Genomic DNA, 3,099 nt, shown 5'->3' on the forward strand with positions numbered 1-3,099 from the left:
ACCGTAAATGATCAGAACGATCTGCTCGCGCACCTCTTCGGACTACAAAAGGTTAACAAAGCATGAAAACGAGGACGCTCAGTGGATAATTGCGCGCTCCGAAAATGTTTGCGACAAGCCCCTCAATGCCTTGCCGAGACCGATCGATGAGCCGCCTCCGAATGAGACGAAACCATCCGCTCTAACGGATCGTGCATAACGAAGTGCATCTTCAGTCACATTGACAGGAGTGTGGACCTCCGCCCCATCGTACAGGCCGGCGATGGCGAAGGGCGAAGAATCCGGAAACGAGGTCCATTTCGCGGCACCTCGGCGTGTCGTCACCAGAAGTGGGGCGCACACGCCGAGCGAAGCAGTCTCGGCCGCCAGCACGTCGAGGCCGACGACGCCAAAAACCACCCGTGGGATGGCGCTATCGAATGTAAATGACTGGAGCATTTGGATATCCGTTTCAGTCTCGGGTTAAACCCGCAAATTTTCGCGGCCTCCGCGCCCTTAGCGCGCCGGTCGATGCGCGCGTACCAGTCCCAGTCCGAGAGGTGGCCGCCACGGGCTCGGCGATCGTCGGAGCTTCATCGGCCAACGCCGTCACGAGTTTGGTGAGAAGCCGTACAATCTCTTTTCGCTCCCTCTGGTCGAGAGCGGCAAGAAGGCGCTCGGAGACGTTGAGAGCCGCCGCGTTTGCAGGCTTGAGCAAATCCCGGCCGCGCGAGGTTAGCGCGACGATTCGTCGCCGGCCGTCTTTCGGGTCGAGCTTTCTCTGCAGTAAGCCGCGCGCTTCGAGACGGCCGACGACTTGCCCGACAGTCGCACGGTCGATGCCGAGCGCTTTGCCGAGGGTGATCTGATCGAGTGCGCCCCATCGTCCGAGCGCCAGCAGGTGGACATGCTGAGGCGGCGTGAGGCCAATCTTCGCGGTTTCTTGCTCGGCGAGACTCATCAGGATCTGGTTCGCGCGTCGTACCAGAAAGCCCGGTCGTTCATGAAGATCGGGCGGAGAGTGGCGGAGTTTGACAGGGGCTTTGCTCATGGCTTGCCATCTTATATCATAGTATGATACTTACAAACAACGCTTGGGAGAGAGATGCTGATCTGATGGACACCGAAGTTGTAATAAGGGACTGTCTCGGACCTCCGGCGAGGGTATCTCGCCCGACGTGGTCGTTGCCCGCAGGCAGCTGGGATACTCATTTCCACGTTCTCGGGCCGCAGAATAGGGGCCTGTTTCGATGCCGAGGCAGGTATCTATGCCTTCGATACCATCAAACCGGGGGCCGTGCGCGGGCGACTTGGAGATCATATGGCTCCCCACGTCAATCTCTGGATCGTGGCGCGCGGCATCAATATTGGTCTGCACACCCGCATGTATTTCGCGGATGAAGCGCCGGCCAACGCTGCCGATCCCGTGCTTCAAAGCATCGAATGGGAGGTCCGCCGGCAGACGCTCATCGCGCCGCGTCAGGCGCGAGACGACAAGGTAATCTACCCCTTCGACATCCATCTGCAGGGAGTAGCAGAAACCGTGTTTTTTGATCTGTGACCGGTTTCAAAATCCCCACCCCACTTATCGCCTTCGCAATGATGGCTCGACTCCAAGACCTGAGGAACGGCTCATGCCCGTGAAAATACGAACACAAGTTGGAATAATTGGCGCGGGGCCTGCCGGGCTCTTGCTGGCATATATGTTGAGAAGGGCGGGGATCGATTCGGTCATTCTCGAAAAGCGGAGCCGTTCCTACATTCTGGGTCGCGTTCGCGCCGGCGTTATGGAGCAGGCGACGCGCGATCTTCTGATCGAGCTGGGACTTGGTGATCGGCTTTGTCGCGACGGTCTGCTGCACAAGGGATTCGAGATTCGCTTCGCCAACGAACGGCGACGCATCGACCTTTCAGAACTGACGGGCGGAAAGGTTATTACGGTCTACGGACAGCAGGAAGTCGTCAAGGATCTTCTTGCCGCGCTCGAACAGGAGAACTATCCGCTGCACTTCGAGATCGACGATGTTCACCTTGAAGGCATAGACGAGGGAGCGCCATGCATACGCGGCCGCGGCGCCGAAGGACCGATCGAGATTAGTTGCGATTTTATTGCCGGCTGCGATGGCTTCTACGGAGTGTCGAGGGCCTCCATTCCCGACGGCGTCCTGTCGGTGCTATCTCGTGAATATCCCTTTGCCTGGCTGAGCATACTGGCCGAGGCGCCATCGGCATCGCACGAATTGATCTATGCGCATCACCAGCGCGGTGGCGCTATCTACTCGATGCGAAACAAGCGACTGAGTCGGCACAATCTTCAGTGTGATCCGGACGGAGCGGCGAAAAGCTGGCCCGCGGATAAGATATGGGACGAACTCGAAGTCCGGTTGAATGCCGATAACAGCGAGCGGCTTCCCCGCGGCCCGATCCTCGATCGTGTGATCACGCGGATGCGCAGCTTCGTTGTGGAGCCCATGCAGTACGGGTCATTGTTCCTCGCCGGAGATGCTGCCCATATTGTGCCCCCGACTGGAGCAAAGGGTATGAATCTGGCCGTCGCCGATATCAAATGCCTGGCAGCCGGTTTCATCGAGCACTATCGTGCCGGCCGGCGAGACAAACTGAACGCATATTCCACAATTTGTCTTGCGCGCATCTGGCGGGTTCAGCGGTTTAGCTGGTGGATGACCTCTATGTTCCATCGCTTCCCGGATCAGGACACGTTCACAGCTCATATGCAGATCGCCGAACTTGATCACGCGACGGGCTCGCAAGCCGCCGCGGCTTCGCTGGCCGAGAATTATGTCGGTTTGCCCCACAGCTGTTGAGGGCCTGTCGCAGGCAGGCCTTTGTCCAGACCGGCATTTGAAGGTACATCAATTAGGCGCGGCAGCCTGTACATTCGAGTCGAGGTTCAGTCCTTCAGTCTTTGTTCCGACGGTCGTTGGAAGTCGGGTGAGGATGCGACGAAACGGACAGACCCTCCCAGTAGAGCACAAGGGGCCTGTCGCAAATTTTCTTGGTTAACGGCCTGTTGACCACCAGCGGAGAAATTGCCGCTCCCAATGTAGCGGAGCGTAGCCATGATTCTGAATGCCATTGCCGACAAGCTGAAGCGCCAAT

General features: G+C 58.2%; 3 protein-coding genes and 1 pseudogene. 2 read left to right on the plus strand and 2 right to left on the minus strand.

All coding sequences use genetic code 11. From position 1 onward, the window contains the following. Positions 1-78: 78 nt before the first annotated feature. Positions 79-438, minus strand: a complete 360-nt coding sequence (locus tag AAFN47_RS27985) for an iron-containing alcohol dehydrogenase (RefSeq protein WP_499812472.1) — start codon at positions 436-438, stop codon at positions 79-81. Positions 439-451: 13 nt separating this feature from the next. Beyond that, positions 452-1,030, minus strand: coding sequence for a MarR family winged helix-turn-helix transcriptional regulator (locus AAFN47_RS27990; RefSeq protein ID WP_024585210.1), 579 nt, complete (start codon positions 1,028-1,030; stop codon positions 452-454). Positions 1,031-1,210: 180 nt separating this feature from the next. Here AAFN47_RS27990 and pcaG point away from each other — a divergent pair. Together pcaG and AAFN47_RS28000 are read left to right on the plus strand one after the other, a co-directional pair. After that, positions 1,211-1,540 (plus strand): annotated as a pseudogene (gene pcaG / locus AAFN47_RS27995) (protocatechuate 3,4-dioxygenase subunit alpha); the annotation flags it as partial. Positions 1,541-1,625: 85 nt separating this feature from the next. Beyond that, positions 1,626-2,804, plus strand: a complete 1,179-nt coding sequence (locus AAFN47_RS28000) for a 4-hydroxybenzoate 3-monooxygenase (RefSeq protein WP_127601170.1) — start codon at positions 1,626-1,628, stop codon at positions 2,802-2,804. Positions 2,805-3,099 lie beyond the last annotated feature (295 nt).

The organism is Hoeflea sp. CAU 1731 (genome assembly GCF_039888615.1).
Lineage (GTDB): Bacteria > Pseudomonadota > Alphaproteobacteria > Rhizobiales > Rhizobiaceae > Flavimaribacter.

What these genes read in the sequence shown, in the direction of transcription:
- AAFN47_RS27990 (WP_024585210.1), bottom strand. Translation starts at nt 1,030, where the DNA reads ATGAGCAAAGCCCCTGTCAAACTCCGCCACTCTCCGCCCGATCTTCAT.
- AAFN47_RS27985 (WP_499812472.1), bottom strand. Translation starts at nt 438, where the DNA reads ATGCTCCAGTCATTTACATTCGATAGCGCCATCCCACGGGTGGTTTTT.